This is a genomic window from Phaeobacter sp. LSS9 (assembly GCF_003443595.1).
Lineage (GTDB): Bacteria > Pseudomonadota > Alphaproteobacteria > Rhodobacterales > Rhodobacteraceae > Phaeobacter > Phaeobacter piscinae.
Genome location: NZ_CP031956.1, coordinates 872420 through 888451, shown reverse-complemented (window position 1 = coordinate 888451; position 16032 = coordinate 872420). Strand labels below are relative to the sequence as shown.

General features: G+C 59.8%; 8 protein-coding genes and 1 tRNA gene. 4 read left to right on the top strand and 5 right to left on the bottom strand.

What is annotated here, in order from left to right:
- Positions 1–3 precede the first annotated feature (3 nt).
- Positions 4–1257 (top strand): AGE family epimerase/isomerase, encoded by a 1254-nt coding sequence (locus D1820_RS04305; RefSeq protein WP_118067993.1) that lies wholly within the window; start codon positions 4–6, stop codon positions 1255–1257.
- 80 nt (positions 1258–1337) lie between these two features.
- Here D1820_RS04305 and D1820_RS04300 read toward each other — a convergent pair.
- Positions 1338–1412, bottom strand: a tRNA-Asn gene (locus D1820_RS04300).
- Positions 1413–1865: 453 nt separating this feature from the next.
- On the opposite strand from D1820_RS04300, the gene D1820_RS04295 reads away from it, so the two are divergent.
- The gene (locus D1820_RS04295; RefSeq protein ID WP_118070020.1) at positions 1866–4874 is read left to right on the top strand and encodes a hypothetical protein; all 3009 of its coding nucleotides are present in this window, start codon (positions 1866–1868) and stop codon (positions 4872–4874) included.
- A 16-nt stretch (positions 4875–4890) separates the two neighbouring features.
- Here the strand turns inward: D1820_RS04295 and D1820_RS04290 are convergent, their stop codons facing one another.
- The 3 genes from D1820_RS04290 to D1820_RS04280 all read right to left on the bottom strand — a co-directional run bounded on the left by D1820_RS04290 (position 4891) and on the right by D1820_RS04280 (position 8852).
- A complete protein-coding gene (locus D1820_RS04290; RefSeq protein WP_118067992.1) occupies positions 4891–6336 on the bottom strand; it encodes a phosphatase PAP2 family protein in 1446 nt (481 codons plus the stop codon).
- Between the two features lie 132 nt (positions 6337–6468).
- A complete protein-coding gene (locus D1820_RS04285) occupies positions 6469–8241 on the bottom strand; it encodes a tetratricopeptide repeat protein (protein WP_118067991.1) in 1773 nt (590 codons plus the stop codon).
- 122 nt (positions 8242–8363) lie between these two features.
- On the bottom strand, positions 8364–8852 hold the full coding sequence (locus D1820_RS04280; RefSeq protein WP_096789202.1) for an Lrp/AsnC family transcriptional regulator: 489 nt from the start codon (positions 8850–8852) through the stop codon (positions 8364–8366).
- A 94-nt stretch (positions 8853–8946) separates the two neighbouring features.
- Here D1820_RS04280 and D1820_RS04275 point away from each other — a divergent pair, with 94 nt between their 5' ends.
- Positions 8947–10152 carry a methionine gamma-lyase gene (locus D1820_RS04275; protein WP_118067990.1) on the top strand — a complete coding sequence of 402 codons (1206 nt, stop codon included), beginning with the start codon at positions 8947–8949 and terminating at the stop codon, positions 10150–10152.
- Positions 10153–10268: 116 nt separating this feature from the next.
- Positions 10269–12680 (top strand): 1-deoxy-D-xylulose-5-phosphate synthase N-terminal domain-containing protein, encoded by a 2412-nt coding sequence (locus D1820_RS04270; protein WP_118067989.1) that lies wholly within the window; start codon positions 10269–10271, stop codon positions 12678–12680.
- A 99-nt stretch (positions 12681–12779) separates the two neighbouring features.
- Here D1820_RS04270 and D1820_RS04265 read toward each other — a convergent pair whose 3' ends face one another.
- Entirely contained in the window at positions 12780–16031 is a 3252-nt protein-coding gene (locus tag D1820_RS04265; protein ID WP_118067988.1) for a chemotaxis protein CheB, read from the bottom strand.
- Position 16032 lies beyond the last annotated feature (1 nt).

The window sequence follows — 16032 nt, the reverse complement described above, 5'->3', positions numbered from 1 at the left end:
CCGATGAGCACGCAGTCCGCAGTCGGAGAGCTTTCCGCGCCCGGTGCTTGGTTGGAGGATGCGGGTCATCAGGCCTATCTGGTTGCAGATGCCAGGCGACAGCTGGATTTCTTCGCAGGTAGTCTGCGGGCAGGGCCGGGGTTTCACACTCTGGATGCTGAAGGGCGACCCTTGCCGGATGACAAGCAGGAGCTGCACACCACCACACGGTTGGTCCATTCTTACGCGCTGGCGCATATCTGCGGCTATACGGGTGCCGACCGGATGATTGATCACGGCATCGCCTATCTCAACAGTCACCACCGCGATCAGATCCATGGCGGATACCTTTGGGCGCTGTCCGGGGATACGGTCGCGGATGATCGCAAACTGGCCTATGGCCATGTCTTTGTCCTGCTGGCTGCGGCGTCGGCGAAACTGGCCGGGCACCCCGCTGCCGATGCCTTGCTGAGCGATGTGGCGGAGGTTTTGGACCAGCGCTTCTGGGAGGCGGAGCCAAAACGGTTTGCCGACGAATGGAACCGCGATTGGACACCGTTTTCGACCTATCGCGGAATGAACGCCAATATGCACGGGGTGGAAGCGCTGCTGACGGCATATGAGGCCACGGGTGAGACGGTATTTCTGGACCGCGCAGGCCATATCCTCGATTTTTTCGTGGGCGAAGTTGCACCTGCAGAAGGCTGGCGTCTGCCTGAACATTACACTGAGAGGTGGCAAATCGACCGCAGCTATGCCGGGGATCCGATGTTCCGGCCCGCAGGAACCACCCCTGGCCATTCATTTGAGCTGGGGCGGTTGATGTTGCAGCACTGGGATCTGGCAGGGCAGCGGGACATGGGCGCCCCGACACGCGCGCGCACCCTGATTGAACGCGCGCTGGCCGACGCCTGGTTACCTGATGGTGGCTTTGCCTATACGCTTGATTTCGACGGCAAGGTCGCGATGGGCAATCGGTTCTGGTGGCCGGTGACGGAGGCAATCGGTGCCGTTGCCACGCTTGTGAAACTGGACGCCAGAGACGTGGATGAGCATTGGTATCGCCGCCTCTGGGGATTTGCGCAGGCCCATTTCATCGATGAGACCCGCGGCGGCTGGTACCCTGAAATTGATGGGAACGGGCAAGTGACACGGTCGATCTTCACTGGAAAGCCGGACATCTACCATGCGCTACAGGCCTGCCTGCTGCCATTAGGGGCACTGCCGTTGGGCCATGTGGCCGGGCTAAAGAAACTGCCCGCTCCGCTCTTGTCCTGAGCAGGGCGGCAGATGCATCAATACCACAAGTGCAGAAGCCAAAAGGGCCTAGCGTATATACGCTAAGCCCTTGGAAACTTTGGCTCCGGCGGTAGGGATCGAACCTACGACCAATTGATTAACAGTCAACTGCTCTACCGCTGAGCTACGCCGGAATGTGGGGCTGATATATGGTTTCCGTTCTGGCGCGTCCAGAGAAAAAATGCGCTGGTTTCAAATTTTTTGCCTCCAAAGGACAGATCATTTCTCAAACCGTGAGAGAACCAAAGTAGCCAGCAGGTCGCCGGGCCATCCGTGATGGTTTGGCAGCTTTCGCCGATCACTGGTGCAGTGTGCTGTCAGCCTACTGTTGGCGCTGAAACTATGGTAGGCTCATCCTGAGGTGGGGTCTGCGTTTGCAGCGCATCAGATGCTCGACGTGGCCGACGCCGCAAGTCCAGCAGTGCACCTCCAATGAAATGACGGGATTGAAAAACCGCGTCACTCTTTGCTGAACGGCGGCATATTATGTCGTTGTGTTTCTGCGGAGGGCCGTTCCTGAGGATGTCGGGTGAGCATTATGACACAGATATAGCATGCCCTTCGGCGCATGCACCAAGGGGGATGATATGGCGAAACTGACACATCCTGGCAAATGGCCTCCCACTGACGTTGCTGAAGGCACAACACCGCGGGCTTGGTTGCGATATGAGTGGCAATATCCGGGGTCACGCCGCCCGTCGCGCCTGATATCACATCCGACCGTGCCTTATGTGACGGCTGCGCGTGTGGGCGGTGCTGATGGTGAGATTGATCTGGCGGCGCTAAGCACGGCGGCAGAACATTACCTCAAACAGCTGAAGCACTATGTGAACGCAACGCCGCCGCCGCTGGGTCGGGCGGACCCGATGCTGGATCTGTTGGCCGATGTTGCCGCCAGCGGCAGCCTGCTGCATTGGTGCGATATCTGGCCCAAAATCAACGCTGAGCCGAGCCGTCTTGAGGGGCAGATCGCCAGCTGGAACATGTCGCGCCATCCCAAGAGCGCGATGCCTGGCACCGTTATTCTCGTGGCGACAGAAGGTATTCCTGACCCGATGCACGGGTCTTTTCTGATGCGGTTCCCGTCCGCCGGATTCCGCGTCCCGATTGAGGTGCGCGCCACTGATCATGGCTTTGATCTTATTATCCGTGGCCTGACGGCAGAGTTTCCCGGCGGATCCCACCAAGCGCTGTCATCGCTGTTGGCCGGGCGCAGTGATGCGGAAAAACAGAAGGTTCTAAGCGGCTTGTCGCGCAGCCTCTCTGGTGTTCCCTTGGGGTTTCAGGCCGGTGTGGCTCCGGCAACACTGGTTGCATCCTCTGAGACGGACACGGGTGATGCGCCTGTTGAGGCTGCGGTGTCAGACGACGCCAGCAGCGCGACATCGCCGCCGCCCTCTGATACATCCTCTGTCCCGCCGACACCTCAAACGGATGCGCAGCCCGCGGCGCGGTCCTCGGTCTATCGGATGATCACGATGCTGGAGGATGATATTGCCAAACAGGCCGACGTGGTGCCGAAGTCCCTGCTGTTGCAGGATATCCGGTTTTCGGCGCAGCCTGAGAACGTCACCGACGGGGCCTGGGATATCACCCTGACCCTGCTGGCGCGCGGGCAGGATACGCCGCGCGGCGAACCTGTGAGCTATCGTTTGACCGTTCGGGTACGTCTGGCGGAGCCGGGCGCAAATGAGGTCGAGTTGCTCTCCGTGACGCGGGTGCCGCTGGTCAGTCATGCGGTGGCGGGGACGGGCGGTCCGCTACCGCCGCCGCTTCCTTTTGTGCGGGTATTTCCGGTGCCGCCGCCCGATTGGCGCGCCCCGTCGGGGCGGGTACCACCACACCCCGCACCACCGCTTGCATGGCGCCGACCAACGCGGCCGGACATAATATTAGACCTGTTCCGGGAAAACCGGGCGATTGGGTTGGGTCGTGGCCTCAAGATGCAACAGCCGGCCTATGAGGTGCGCAATTGTCCGCGATTTGTGCCGGGCGACGGGGTTGGAAAACTGCCAAAGACCCTGCCGGGAACAGGGCTGTCTGACCTGCCGCCGCGCCGCAATATATCCAGTGCGATCAGCGCCTATTGGCACAGTAAGACCTTCTTTGACACGATGCGCGGGCTGGGCCTTGCACCAGAGAGTTACATGGCGACGGCGGAGGGACCGCTGGCCGTGCACTACCGGTCCGGCATCGTGCCGGGGCCGGGCCGGGATGGGCGGACGATCAATGCCCAGGTGCGCTATGAAGTGGCGCCGGATGCCACCCTTCAGAGCAAACCCAGCATCGATATGCATCTGGCGCTGGCCAATCTCAACCGTTGGGCGCGGGTGAAGGCCGGAACGCCGGGCAGTCAATTGGAGCCTCTGGGTATGGCCAGCTGCGGGCGCTGGATGATGCATGAATTCGGGCATTACCTTTTGGCGGCCCGGATTGGGCAGCTTGAGTTCGATTTTGCCCATAGTGCAGGGGACTCGCTGGCGGCGGTGTTCTTCGATCCGCTGTCGGATCTGTCCAGCCCGACCTATCCCGGCGACCCGAGGATGCGAGGGTGGACGTTTCCCTTCGTCTTTGCGCCACGGCGGCACGACCGGACGCCCGCAATGGGCTGGGGCTGGTATGGGTTGCTGAATCGCTCTGTGATTGAGGATCCACCGGATTCCGGGACCGAGCATAAAGCCTATCTGACCGAGCAGGTCCTATCGTCCACCTGCTTCCTGCTCTATCGATCTTTGGGCGGCGATACGCTTGCCGGTACAGAGGCTGACTGGGCTCAGCGCACCCGCGCCTCTGATATGACGCTATATCTGCTGATGCAGGGGATGGCCGGGCTGGCACAATCGCCGTCGCGGGCGGAAATGCTGGAGGTTGGCATGGAGGAGGCCGGTTGGAGCGCCCCGGCCTCCGTACCCTTGCCAAGAGGCGGAGCAGACTGGCAGCCCGCCACCTCTCACAAGGTGACGCGATGGGCCTATGAAACCATGGGCATGTTCCCCTCCGACCCGAGTGAGATTATCAGCAAGGCGGGAGCACCGCCGCTCGTAGATATCTATATTCGCGATCGCCGTCCCGATGTGTTCCCGACCGGGGACGGGCCGGTGAAGGTCGGACCGGGCAGCTATGTGCCCGTCTCGCTTCATTGGGCGGCAGATGCCGATTGGGTGATGCCCGGCTGGCTGCCGAGTTTTGGCAACAGAGGGGCGGTGGCCGCTGGTGGCGCGCGGCTGCGGGCGTGGGTTGGTTGGGTGCTCAATGACAAACCGCTGGCGCAAATTATGGAGCGCAGTGTTGTCTGGCACGGGCAGGTTGATATCGGACCGTTCGATATTGCGCCCGGCGCGGCCGACATGGCGCTGGCACAGACTGATCAGCAACAGATCACGCAGCTGACCACGGCCGCACGCGCTGCCGCCCCTGCAGGCACCCAGCTGGTGGTCTTTTATGAGCTGAGCCAGATCAATGACCGTGCCAACACCGACCCTGCCGCCGACTTCACGGTCAAGATTGGCGCAACGGCGTCACCGCCGAAGAAGGTGCAGGCCCTTGTTGATCTGGTCGCGGGTGACAACAATCTGGGCCTGCATATGGCGCCTTAGGAGGTCTCTGCGATCCTCACGTGATGTCAGCGGAGACCCAGGGTGTCGGCCATTCGGTCTTCGCCTTCTCCAGGATACGATGCAGTGTGGGGACCGAGATATGCGCCCATGGGTCGCCGCCTGCCTCTGGGTTCACCGGGGCGCTGTCCATCAGGCAATACCAGATGCCTGCCGCGATGTGCCGTCCAGCGGTCGAGTCGGAGGGGTAGTGCACCCCGATCCGTTCACGGTTCACCGCAATCCGGTTCGCCATGGTCAGCAACGGCGAGGCGATCACATCACTGCCAAGCAGATCATTGTAGGTCGGCTTGCGCAGCAAGGTGCCCGCCGGGATTTGCACATCCGTGCCTGAGCCATCAGATTTATACCCTTTCACCACCCCAAATCGCTGTGCCACGCCGGGAATTTCCAGCAACAGCAGGGACAGGAAATGCGCCAGAAATGCATGGCCGCTGGGAAAGGCTGGATGGGCGGGTGGTCCAAAGGGCACCGTCAGGCCGGGCCGCAGTATCGAGGGGCGCACCCTTTTAAAGTGGGCTTTATAGCTCATATAGGCGACATTGCCGACCGCCAGCCCGAGGTCAATCAGCTTGAGCGTAAACGGATGGTCAAAGCTGTTGGCCCCCAGAAAATGGATTAGATAGGCGGGCAGGCCATCCGCCTGGATATCGCATTCAACCATATACTGTTGGCGATCATCCTCCATATACATTTTGAGCACTTCCAGCTCAGCGACGATGATATCAAAGGCCGCCTCCGCCGCAGCGCGCGATTGCGCAGCAGTGCCGGTTCTGACGTAGTGCCAAAGCCGGTCGTTCTCAGGTACCCAGCGATTGCCGACATGAGCCGGATGCCAATTGGTGAATTGTGAGGCAAATTCCAGCGCCGCCATGGTGCCGGGCTCCGATCTGTCTGCAGCGCGCAGCCATTCCCCAAGATTGGGATCAAATGGCAGCGCCCAGAACCGCAGAGCGGGATCCCAGTCCTCGGTGATCCATTCCAGCGCCACGGGATAGGCGGCGGTGTCGGTCGGCAACTGATAGGGGCTGATGATCATTGACAGAGGAAACGGGGCGCCGCCATTGTTGTCTGGGCTGAAATCCAGCGTCCACGGCAGCAGCCCCAGCTCCTTTGGCGTTGCGTAGTAGCTGCGCAATGTGCCGATACCCGCATCAGCGCCATTGCCGAGAAGATAGCCGTTGTCCTCCAGCCCGAGCCCCAGCCCTGAGCCGAGCCCCAAACCATTCCCAAGTCCAAGACCGGATCCTAGCCCCAGACCAAGGCCGGACCCCAACCCGAGACCCAGCCCCAAGCCCTGACCGGCACCCAGCCCGTTGCCAAGACCGAGGCCATTGCCCAATCCCAGACCATTTCCAAGACCCAGACCATTGCCGAGGCCCAGCCCCAACCCGAGGCCAAGACCGTTCGACGCGCCTTGTGAACTGCCATGTTCCGCCATCATAAATCCCCCTTAAATCGTTGAATGCGAGTTAAAAAACGTCCTACGTGGCTGCTGATATCTGACCTTTGCCGGTCTGCCTCTCTGTTTGTTTTGTTCTTGTCGGGTATCCCGATTATGCGCTGTGGCTGCCGTCTATTCCGGAAGTCCTGCGCGTATCAATCCGTCGATCAGACGATCCAGGGCCTCCTTTGATTTCAGCGGGTACCAGGTCGCAAATTTCGAGACCGAGAAGCCGGGATCCAGATCCAGAATTTCCTGCGCAACCTTGCGCGCGTTGTCCGCCTGACCGCTGAGTGCAAAGGATGCCGCAAGCAGGCGCAGACTGGCCATGAAACGGGGCTTGTTGCGGCGGGCGTTCTTCAGGAAACGGATTGCTTCCGGCATGTTTCCGTCAACAAACTCAGCAAGGCCGGCCGCGGTCAGGAAAAAGAAGCTCAACGGATCGTAGGGTGCCAGCCGCCAGACATTGAGAAGCCTGTCGCGGGCCTCTGCACCGTCGCCGAGATAGGCATATGTCGTCGCACTCAGCCCCCAGGCCAGTGGCAGGTTCATATTGTGCGCCAGCGCATCCTCAAAGAGTTCCAACGCGTCTTCCGGGCTGTTTTCATGCAGGCTCAGCACATGCGCGCGCACCGACAGCGTCAGCGCGTCGTCCGGGTCCAGTTCCACCGCGCGGCGCGAATGGTTGATCATGGTCAGTATGTCGTCACGCGGGTTGTGAGAATGCCCTTCCGCCAAGAAGAAGTTCATACACCAGGCAAGATAAGCATGCGCCTGCGGATATTTCGGATCCAGTGACACCGCCCGTTGCAGCAGGGCAATCGCCTCTTCATAGCTGTAGTCGTCCAGCTGATAGAGCCGGGCGAGGGCGCGCAACACACATTTATACGCATCCAGACTGTCGGTGCTACGGGCGCTGATATGCTCAGCCTCCGTTGACAGCACCTTGGGTTCCAGCATCGCCAGCACACCGGAGGCGATCTCATCCTGAAAGGCAAACAGCTCCTGCAAATCTCCGCGGTAGGTCTGGGCCCAGATGGCGCGGTTGCGCAGCACATCCATCAACTCGACAAAAATGCGCAGCTGATCCCCGTGCCGGTCAACCGAACCGGTCAAGAGATAGGAGACCCCAAGCCCGCGACCAATCTCGGCCGGGTTCTCGTTGCTGCCCCGGAATTTAAGCGTCGAGGTGCGCGCCATGACAAACATTGTGCGGCTGCGGGACACGCCTGAGATGATCTCCTCGGTGATGCCGTCGCCGAAATACTGCTCCTCTGCCTGCGCGCCGCGATCCTGAAAGGGCAGCACCGCCAGTGTCGGGCGGTTTTTCCAATCGGCATGGGGGTGGAGGGGGACGGTGTCACCGCTGCCGTCGCAGACCTGATAGACCTGAACCGGGCGATCAATGTTCTTCAGCAGCGGTGATCCAAGGTCATGAAACCGCAGCGACAGTTTTCCGCGGACGATATCACGGACCATCTTGGTCACCACTACGGTGCCCGGATCAGCGAGTTGGTGAATGCGTGAGGCGATGACAACACCATCAGATTGTACAGTGCCCTGATCGTCGATCACGTCGTCAATATTCACGCCGATGCGGATCTTCATCGGGTTGGCATCGTTATCCTGCTGGCCCAGCCGGTCTTGAACCGCCATGGCCCATTGCACCGCATCTGTAGCGCTGGAGAATTCCACCAGCAGCGCATCTCCCGCATCGGAGCGTCGCACGCCGTCGTAACGTTCCAGCTCATCCAGCAGCACGGTATCGCGCAGGTGACACCAACGGCGTACCGTCTCCGTTGTGCTGATTTCGATATGCCGCGTGTAATCGGCCACATCGGCAAAGGCAAACGCCGTCAGCCGCGTCGAGATCTTGGGTAGGATTGTCGGGATGGGCCCCTGCATGGATGATGTCCTGCCGCCAATAGGGGGGCAGTATATCGAATAGTATAGAATTATAAAGAATGTAGCGCGGGGGAGGTCGTATCTTTGCCGACCATCTGCAAATCAGCGAACCTGATGGATGATCAGCCTCCGTTGCCCTCAACCTCAGGGTAGACTGCGGTCTTTTTCACGACGCCGTAGACAAAGCTGGTGTCGATAGAGCTGATGCCCCCGATGGGATGCAACCGGGCGCGCACGAAGCGCTCGTAATCTTCCAGATCCGCCACCACCACCCGCAGCAGATAGTCGGCCAGGCCGGTCATGACAAAACACTCCAGCACTTCCGGTGTGTCGCGGATCTGGCGTTCGAAATTGGCCACCACGCTTTCCGTATGGTTCTCAAGGCTGACCCGGACAAAGACCGTGACCGGCAGCCCATAGACCTTGGCATCGACGTCGATGCTGTAGCCCTGAATGACATTGGTATTTTCCAAAATACGCAATCGGCGCAGGCAGGGCGAGGGGGAGAGATTGACCTCTGCCGCGAGGTCGAGATTCGTCATCCGCCCATTGCGCTGCAGCGCCCGGATAATTCGCCGGTCAGTCACGTCTAGTTTGGGTATTTCTGGCATAATATGCCAATCCTTATTCTGTTTGAGGGTAAATTAGCAACTAATCTCCCGCGTGGCCATCCTAAGATGCTGGAAACGCAACAGGGTGATTTCCATGACAAAAACCGGCTCCAGCTTTTCCACACGCGCAATCCACCATGGCTATGACACGCAGTCGCAGCAGGGATCGCTGAACCCTCCGCTCTATCTGACGTCGACGTTCACCTTCGACTCCGCCGAGGCCGGCGGTGAGATGTTCACCGGCGAACGTGAAGGGCATTTCTACAGCCGGATCTCCAACCCGACGCTGGATCATCTGGAGCAGCGGATTGCCAATCTGGAAGGGGGCGAAGCAGGGCTTGCCACAGCGTCTGGCATGGGTGCGATCACCTCGACGCTGTGGTCGTTCCTTGCTGCGGGTGACGAAATCATCCTCGACAAGACGCTTTATGGCTGCACCTTCTCGTTTATGACCCACGGCCTGCCGCGTTTTGGCGTGAAGGTGCGCCTGGTGGATATGACAGATCCGACCAATCTGGCAGAGGCGATCAGCCCGAAGACCAAGCTGGTCTATTTTGAGACGCCGGCGAATCCCAATAACCGCCTGATCGACATCGCCGCAATTTCCGAGATTGCGCATAAAGCCGGTGCCAAAGTGGTGGTCGACAACACCTTTGCCACGCCGGTCATCACGCGACCGATCGAACTGGGTGCAGATATCGTCGTGCATTCGGCGACCAAATTCATCAGCGGCCACGGCGATGTCATCGCGGGTCTGGTGGTGGGCTCGAAGGAGGATATCACCCAGATCCGTTTGGTCGGGCTGAAGGATATGACCGGTGCGGTCATGTCACCCTTCAGCGCAATGCTGCTGATGCGTGGTCTGAAGACGCTGGAACTGCGCATGGAGCGCCATTGCAAATCCGCATTGAAGGTCGCCGAGGCGCTGCAATCGCACCCTGCGGTGGAGCGGGTCTATTATCCCGGCCTTGATGATTTCGCCCAAGGTGATCTGGCGCGACGGCAAATGTCGGGCTTTGGTGGCATGATCCCGTTTGAGGTGGTCGGCGGCAAGGCGGGCGGTATCGCCATGATGAACCGGCTTGAGATGATCCAGCGCGCGGTCTCGCTAGGCGATGCCGAAACCCTGATCCAACACCCGGCCAGCATGACCCATTCGACCTATACCCCTGAGGAACGCGCCGAACATGGGATCGCTGAAGGTCTGGTACGGATGTCGGTAGGGCTTGAAGGTGTCGACGATATCATCGACGATCTGATGCAGGCGCTGTCCTCGCATAACGCCTACGCCGCTGCCTGATTTTCGGCTCTGCACGGGCGCGCTCCCTTTAGCCGCCTGATGTAACTGCTGCGCTCTTCAGGTCGCCCCTGTAAAAGGCCCCCTCCGCACTCCGGCGGGAGGGGTAGCTTCGATTTATGCCAACGAGTTTGATCATGACCCCGACATCCGCCGCGCCGACATCCTCTCCTGAAATGCTCAAGACGATTGAGCAGCGGCTGCTATGGCTGTCACATTGGATGATCCACAACGCCAACCACCTGCGCGCCAAGGAAGATGGCATCAAGATCGGGGGTCATCAGGCCAGCTCTGCCTCCATGGTGTCGATCATGACCGCGCTCTATTTCAGCGCGCTGCGGCCTGAGGATCGGGTGGCGGTAAAACCCCATGCCTCGCCGATCTTTCATGCGATCCAGTATCTGATGGGCAACCAGACCCGCGAGAAGATGGAGAATTTCCGCGGCTTTGGTGGCGTGCAAAGCTATCCGAGCCGGACCAAGGATATTGATGACGTGGATTTCTCCACCGGATCTGTGGGTCTTGGCGTGGCGATCACCTCCTTTACGTCCATGGTTCAGGACTATATCACCGCGAAATCCTGGGGGGCGGACGCGCCGCAGGGGCGCATGGTGGCGCTGGTCGGCGACGCAGAACTGGATGAGGGCAATGTCTATGAATGCCTTCAGGAAGGCTGGAAAAACGATCTGCGCAACACCTGGTGGATCATTGATTACAACCGCCAGTCCCTTGACGGGATTGTGCGCGAAGGATTGTTCCAGCGGATCGAGAAGATCTTTGACGCCTTTGGCTGGGATGTGGTGAAGGTAAAATATGGCGCCCTGCAACGCGCCGCGTTTGAGGAGCCGGGCGGCGACAAGCTGCGTCAGTGGATTGATGATTGCCCCAACCAGACCTATTCGGCGCTGACCTTCATGGGCGGAGCGGTCTGGCGCCAGCATCTGATGGAGGATCTGGGCGATCAGGGGGATGTGACCGCGCTGATCGACCGGCGTTCGGATGCGGAGCTGGCGGCGCTGATGGAAAACCTCGGCGGCAATTGCGTCGCCACCATGGCCGAGACCTTTGCCGCCATCGACCATGACCGCCCGGTTTGTTTCCTGGCCTATACGGTGAAGGGGTGGGGCACGCCCATCGCGGGCCACAAGGACAACCACGGCGGCCTGATGAACAAGACCCAGATGGCGGAATGGCAGCGCTATATGGGCGTCGCCGAGGGCGAGGAATGGGAGCCGTTTGCAACGGTCAAAGATGCCGCTGCGCTGCAAGAGTTTCTGGATCAGGCCCCGTTTTTTGCCAAGGGCGCGCGGCGTTATCACGACGCGCGCTTACCTGTGCCGACGGTGGAGGTGAAGACCGACCGCGAAATGTCGACACAGATGGGATTTGGCAAGATCCTTGATGACCTCTCCAAAGGCGACAGTGATCTGGCAACGCGGATTGTGACCATGTCTCCGGACGTGACCGGCACCACCAACCTTGGTCCTTGGGTGAATCGGCGCAAGCTGTTTGCCCGCACGGCTCAGGCGGATGCGTTCATTGAGCATAAGATCCCGTCGACCGCCAAATGGGAGTTTACACCGGACGGCCAGCATATCGAGTTGGGCATTGCGGAGATGAACCTGTTCCTGCTGCTGGGGGCTGCGGGCCTGTCTCAATCGCTGTTTGGCAAGCGGCTGATCCCGATCGGCACTGTCTATGACCCCTTCGTCGCGCGTGGCCTCGATGCGCTGAACTATGCCTGCTACCAGGATGCCCGTTTCATGATCGTAGGCACGCCATCTGGGGTGACATTGGCCCCGGAAGGGGGCGCGCATCAATCCATCGGCTCGCCACTGATCGGGATGAGCCAGGACGGGTTGGCCGCGTTTGAACCTGCCTTTGTGGATGAACTGGCGGTGATTATGGAATGGGCGTTTGATTATCTTCAGCGTGACGGCGAGGGCGACCCGGATGAGCGCACATGGCTGCGTGATGAGACCGGCGGCTCGGTCTATCTGCGGCTGACCACCAACCCGATTGAACAGCCCGGCAAACGTGTTGACGATGATTTCCGGCAGGGGGCCATTGATGGCGCCTACTGGCTGAAAAAGCCGGGGCCGAACTGTGATGTGGTGATCGCCTATCAGGGGGCCGTCGCGCCGGAAGCCATCAAAGCCGCTGCCGCCATTGGCGAAGGTCGTCGTGACGTGGGCGTGCTGGCCGTCACCTCAGCTGACCGGTTGAATGCGGGCTGGACCGCAGCGCAGCGGGCGCGGGCACGCGGCTTGCCGCAGGCGCAAAGCCATATCGAGACCTTGTTGGCCCAGCTGCCCAACCATTGCAAGCTGATCACGGTGATTGACGGGCATCCCGCAACCCTGAGCTGGTTGGGGAGCGTTCAGGGGCATCAGTCTATTCCGCTTGGCGTCGAGCATTTTGGTCAAACCGGCACCATCGGCGATCTCTACCGTCACTTCGGCATCGACGCGCAAGCCATCACCGCAGCCGCAGATGGGTTGACGGCAGGGCGACGGCTGAAAGTGGTCTGACATCGGCCCCTTCGTTGGGGGGGCAAAGACTACAGATGTAGAACATGAAAAAGGCGCAGTCACCTGCGCCTTTTTGCTTATCTTCTGGTGTGAGGGCGATCAGCTGTCAGCCTCCTGCGCTTCGCGGAAGATACCTACCAGTCGCGTCACCTCGCCGTTATCGTCGCGGATTGCCATGCCCTGGCTCTCCACGCGGATCTCGACGCCATCAGGGCGAATCAAACGTTTGATGAATGTGAACCCGCTGCCCGTCTCGATGGCCTCAGAGACGATGCGTTGCACATCCTCACGGTCATCTGGGTGGAAGAAGGCAATCGCGCTGTCAATTTCCGGATTGTACTCCTCAGGCTTTACCCCATGGATCTCATAGACCTTGGGCGACCAGTAAGGTGTCTGACCGTCGGAATCGATAGACCAGAAACCAATCCCGACCATGTCCTGCACCATTTCAGCCTGCCTCAGCAGTCCCTCGGCGCGCTCACGAGCCTCGACGGTTTCGGTAACATCGGTTCCGATGGTGAAAAACGTCGACTCTCCGGTGATGTGATGCGGGAAGCGATGATGATCCATATTGATCCAGCGCTCTTCGCCACCATCGGCCAGTGTCACTTGACGCAATTCGCTGTCAAAGCCATCGGGCTTCTCCAAGACCGAATCATCCTCCCCGAACATCTCCTTGCAAGCGTCATTGTCTTTCATGAGTGAGAACACGTTCTTCGACAACGCTTTGTCACGGCTGAGGCCCAGCAGCTCGGCATAGGCCTCACTGATGCGCAGGATTTCACCGCCGCGGGTTCGGTTCAGCAGAAGCAGCTTGGAATTGTCGAGGATCATCTCCATCTCATGGGCCATGCCGGGAAATTCCGACACCACCATGGTCACGCCAAGGATCTGCCCGTTGACATCAAAATAGGGCGAGCAGGTCAGGCGGATGCGGGTGCCCTTGGAGGTGAATTCCTCGGTCACAGTCTGGCCAAGACGCAGGGCCTCGCTGCAAATCGGCGCCAGAATTGGAAACCCTTCGGGCAGGGCGCATTGGCTGATGTGCGGGCTGGAAATCGGACGGCGGATATTGAACATCCGGGTCGCTGCCAGAGTTGCCTGAGTGATCTGCAGGGCGCTGTCGGCCACCACAATCGCCAGTGGCGTGCTTTCCAGAACGGAAATCAGCTCGCCAGTACGGCCGCTCAGCTCGGAGGCGGTGACCTGAAGTTCCTCGTTGACGGTGATCAGCTCTTCGTTGGTGGATTGCAGTTCCTCGTTTGAGGTCTCCAGCTCCTCATTGGTGGCTTGCAGTTCCTCATTGGTGGATTGCAGCTCCTCATTGAGTGACTGCAGTTCCTCGTTCGAGGTCTCCAGCTCTTCAATTGTCTGCTGCAGAGCTTCGCGGGTTGTCGCGACCTCATTCTCCAGATTGCGGATCCGTTCAAAGGTGGCGTCACCTTCCTCACCAACAATCGGTGTCTCACTCATCCGGGAGCGGTCAACCGTGACCGGCGTGAAGACCACAAGCGCCGCGCGCTCGCTGATGTCCTTGGCGATGATCGGGTAGACGTCGAGGCGGATCTCCTCGTCGTCATTCTCTGCCAGAAGATGGCGCACGCCGCCCTTGTGGGCGCCGTTTTTCAGCGCGATGGTGATCAGGCTGCGCGCCTCTTCACGCAGGGGGCTGCGCAGCAGATCAAGATGCATCCGCAGTGAACTGGTCTCATTGACCTCAATAAACTGACTGACCGAGCCATAGACCCGCGCGATGGAGAAATCCTCGGTGACCAGAAGCGAGTTTTTGCCCAGGGACTGTGCCAATGCCTCAAACAGCTGACGGTCGGTGGAGGGCCCAGGCTGTGCCGGCGGTTTGATGGTTGGCCGCTGCGCCATCATCGGCACCGATGGCATATTATAGGGCTGCTGGGCCTGATGGGCGCGCAGGGATCGCTTGCGGTAGACATGGGATGCAGAGCGGTCCTGGACGAACAACTCATCCGATCCGGCGACACTCTCGGCGGTGCCGAGGAACAGCAAACCATGTGGTGACATCGCATAGTGGAACCGCGACATAACCTTCTGCTGCAGTGGGTTGCCGAAATAAATCAGCAGGTTGCGGCAGCAGATCAGATCGACCTTCTGAAATGGCGGATCCTGGCAAACGTTGTGGTCAGAGAACAGAACCGCATTGCGCAGATTGTCGACCACCCGCACACCATCGGTCTGACGGATAAGATATTTGTCGGCAAGTTCAGAGGGAATATCATTGAGCGCTGCAAGGCTGTAGACCCCCTTGCGCGCGGTTTTCAACGCATCCTTGTCGATATCAGTCGCAAAGATCTGCACCCGCGATTTGAGTTGGTTGGTCGGATTGCCAAGCGCCTCAGAGACCACCATGGCGATCGAATAGGCCTCCTCACCGGTGGCGCAGCCAGCGACCCAGATCCGAAGCGGGCCGGGGCCGCGCTCCTTGATCAGCTGGGGCAACAGCGCTTTCAGCAGTTCGAATTCTTCGCGGTCGCGGAAGAACCGCGTGACCGAGATCAGCAGATCCTTGAACAGCGCATCAACTGCATGCGGGTTGTTGCGGCAGAATTGGGTGTATTCCTCCTGGGTTTCGATCCCCAGGGCGATCATGCGTCGCTCAATCCGGCGGCTGATCGTGGTCTGTTTATAGTCGCGGAAATCCACGCGGGTCCGCGCCAGCAGGATTTGCAGCAGATCCGACACCGGTGAGTCCCGCAGGCTGTTCTCATGCCGGAAGGAGGTGAAATCCCGCGGCGAGGACAGGATTTTCTGCAGGTTGGCACCGATATCCTGCGGCCGCAGCACCAGATCGACGCAACCGGTCTGCACCGCAGCCACGGGCATGCCGTCGTATTTCGCGCTTTCGGCGTCCTGCGCGATGGTAATACCGCCGGCCTCACGAATGGCCTGCACACCATAAGCTCCATCGCTGCCGGTCCCCGAGAGGATAATCGCCATGGAGTTGTCGCCGTTCTGCTCCGCAAGGCTGACCAGGAAGCGATCGACAGAGGGGCGCGGTGTGCCGGGTTCGGCATTTGGATCCTGCAACAGGTGCAGGCGCCCGTCAGAGAAGATGACATCGCTTTTCGGTGGCGTGATATAGACGACATTGGCCTCAGGAACGGTGCCGTTTTCGATCGTGCCGACCTTCAGCTGGGTCTGCCTCGCGACAAGCTCCGTCATCAGACTTTTGTGGTGTGGCGACATGTGCTGGACAACAACATAGGCCGCAGGCACATCCACCGGGAGCGTCGCAACCAGCTCACGAATGGCTTCAAGTCCGCCAGCGGACGACCCGATACCGATAATCGTCAGGTCCTGAGTTGTTTGCGTTGTCATA

Bases quoted from the DNA above. Each gene is read 5' to 3' on its own strand.
- D1820_RS04275 (WP_118067990.1), top strand. From the start codon at position 8,947: ATGACAAAAACCGGCTCCAGCTTTTCCACACGCGCAATCCACCATGGC.
- D1820_RS04290 (WP_118067992.1), bottom strand. From the start codon at position 6,336: ATGATGGCGGAACATGGCAGTTCACAAGGCGCGTCGAACGGTCTTGGC.
- D1820_RS04280 (WP_096789202.1), bottom strand. From the start codon at position 8,852: ATGCCAGAAATACCCAAACTAGACGTGACTGACCGGCGAATTATCCGG.
- D1820_RS04270 (WP_118067989.1), top strand. From the start codon at position 10,269: ATGCCAACGAGTTTGATCATGACCCCGACATCCGCCGCGCCGACATCC.
- D1820_RS04285 (WP_118067991.1), bottom strand. From the start codon at position 8,241: ATGCAGGGGCCCATCCCGACAATCCTACCCAAGATCTCGACGCGGCTG.
- D1820_RS04305 (WP_118067993.1), top strand. From the start codon at position 4: ATGAGCACGCAGTCCGCAGTCGGAGAGCTTTCCGCGCCCGGTGCTTGG.
- D1820_RS04295 (WP_118070020.1), top strand. From the start codon at position 1,866: ATGGCGAAACTGACACATCCTGGCAAATGGCCTCCCACTGACGTTGCT.
- D1820_RS04265 (WP_118067988.1), bottom strand. From the start codon at position 16,031: ATGACAACGCAAACAACTCAGGACCTGACGATTATCGGTATCGGGTCG.